General features: G+C 61.4%; 3 protein-coding genes. All 3 read right to left on the bottom strand.

What is annotated here, in order from left to right:
- Positions 1–55 precede the first annotated feature (55 nt).
- Positions 56–754 (bottom strand): tRNA (adenosine(37)-N6)-threonylcarbamoyltransferase complex dimerization subunit type 1 TsaB, encoded by a 699-nt coding sequence (gene tsaB, locus H5U38_04040; protein ID MBC7186189.1) that lies wholly within the window; start codon positions 752–754, stop codon positions 56–58.
- A 10-nt stretch (positions 755–764) separates the two neighbouring features.
- Positions 765–1,235: a tRNA (adenosine(37)-N6)-threonylcarbamoyltransferase complex ATPase subunit type 1 TsaE gene (gene tsaE / locus H5U38_04045; GenBank protein MBC7186190.1), complete on the bottom strand. Its 471-nt coding sequence runs from the start codon at positions 1,233–1,235 to the stop codon at positions 765–767.
- A 16-nt stretch (positions 1,236–1,251) separates the two neighbouring features.
- A partial coding sequence (locus H5U38_04050) for a PglZ domain-containing protein (GenBank protein MBC7186191.1) occupies positions 1,252–1,740 on the bottom strand: 489 nt, incomplete at its 5' end.

The raw sequence follows: 1,740 nt of genomic DNA on the forward strand, positions 1-1,740 counted from the left end.
GCCAACGCAGCTATGGGTGCCTGTTCTTCAAATGACAATTCCACGAAGATCTACCTTAGCTCTGCACGTTCAGAATCTGCTTTGGAGTTGCAGCCACGAATTCCTGCACATACTGCGGTTCCAGCGTCACCACATCATCATACGCGCCGGCCACAAGCCTCTGATAACCCAAAACGGCCACGCTGGCCGCACTGGGAAGGCTGCGCATGGACAAATCAACGAAAGCCTTTTGCTGCACTGCGCGCAAGGTGGCCGGGTCAAGATGCCAGCAGCCAGGACCGACGACCACCGCCCCCGGTGGCAGCAGCCCAGGCAACGCCTCTGCCGCCACCACCTCCGGGCTCCCTTGCGGCGCCAAGGCACCATTGCTCTGACGGAACTGGCCAAGGTAGACCAGCTTTGCCTTTGCCGGCACAATGGCGCAGATTACCTCGGCGGGCCCGCCAGCTTGGCTGGCCAGCGCTTGCAGCGTGGAGATGCCGACCACCTTAGCTTCTGTCACCAGCGCCAGTCCCTTGGCTGCCGCCAGCCCAATGCGCAGCCCGGTAAACGAGCCCGGCCCAATGGAAACCGCGATGCCCTGCAGCTCACAAGCGCGGACCCCGCATTGGGCAAGGAGCAAGCGCAGCATCCCGTGGAGCCGCTCGTTGTGCACGTGAGGGCCAACGATGCGCGCCTCACCGCGCAGTTTGCCCTCCTCGACGAGCGCCACTCCGCACACAGACGTTGCCGTTTCGATTCCGAGCACCAACATCCGGACACCCTTACTCACTGTGCCGAGCGATGGTGATGCGGCGGCGGTTCGGTTCGTCAACCCCGCAGATGGCGATGGTCACGTCAATGCGCTCCGGGGGAAGGAGGCGCAACGCCCGCTCTGCCCACTCGATCAAACAGACACCCTCACCGTAGAAGTACTCCTCAAGTCCCAGCTCGGCCAATTCTTCCTCGCGCCGGATGCGATAGAAATCAAAGTGATAGACTGGCACCCGGCCTTGATATTCGTTGATCAACACGAATGAGGGGCTGGCCACAAAGCGCACGACCCCCAAGGCCCGACACACCCCCTGGATAAACCTCGTCTTGCCCGCCCCGAGCTCGCCAAACAGGGCCACCACGCTCCCAGGCCCGAGGCTAGCCCCCAACAGCTCCCCTAACGACATGGTCTCCTCCTCGCTGTTGCTGAGGCGTTCGAGGGGAAGGATAAGGCGCTCTGGGGAGGCGTGGCGGGCGGTCATTGCTTCAAATACTCTGCTACTTGGGCTCCAGCCGCACCACCGGCAGGATCATCTCCTCCATCGACGCACCCCCATGCTGCAGGCTGTCCCGGTAGTAGCTCAGGTAGTGGTGATAGTTGGTCGGATACACGAAGTAGAAATCCTCTTTGGCGATCAAGTAGTCGGTATTCAGGCCCCGCGGTGGAAGCCTAAAGGAGGCCGGATTCCGGACAATGATGGCATTCTTCGGATCGACTTTGAGACTCTTGCCGAACTTGTAGCGGAGATTGGTAGAAGTCTCGCGGTCGCCGATAACCTTTGCACCGCGCGTCACGCGAATGCTCCCGTGGTCAGAGGTCAGCACCACGGTCGCGCCTGCTGCCGCCAGCTCCTGCAGGGTCCGGAAGACGTGCGAGTGCTCGAACCAGGACTTGGTCAGGGAGCGGTAGGCAGGCTCGTCCACCGTAATCTCCTTGAGCACCTCCGAGTCACTCCGGCTATGCGCAAGAATGTCCACAAAGTTCAC

The sequence above is a fragment of the Calditrichota bacterium genome, from assembly GCA_014359355.1.
GTDB lineage: Bacteria > Zhuqueibacterota > Zhuqueibacteria > JANLFK01 > Oleimicrobiaceae > Oleimicrobium.

Coding starts and splice junctions, on each gene's coding strand:
- tsaE (MBC7186190.1), bottom strand. CDS start 1,235: ATGACCGCCCGCCACGCCTCCCCAGAGCGCCTTATCCTTCCCCTCGAA.
- tsaB (MBC7186189.1), bottom strand. CDS start 754: ATGTTGGTGCTCGGAATCGAAACGGCAACGTCTGTGTGCGGAGTGGCG.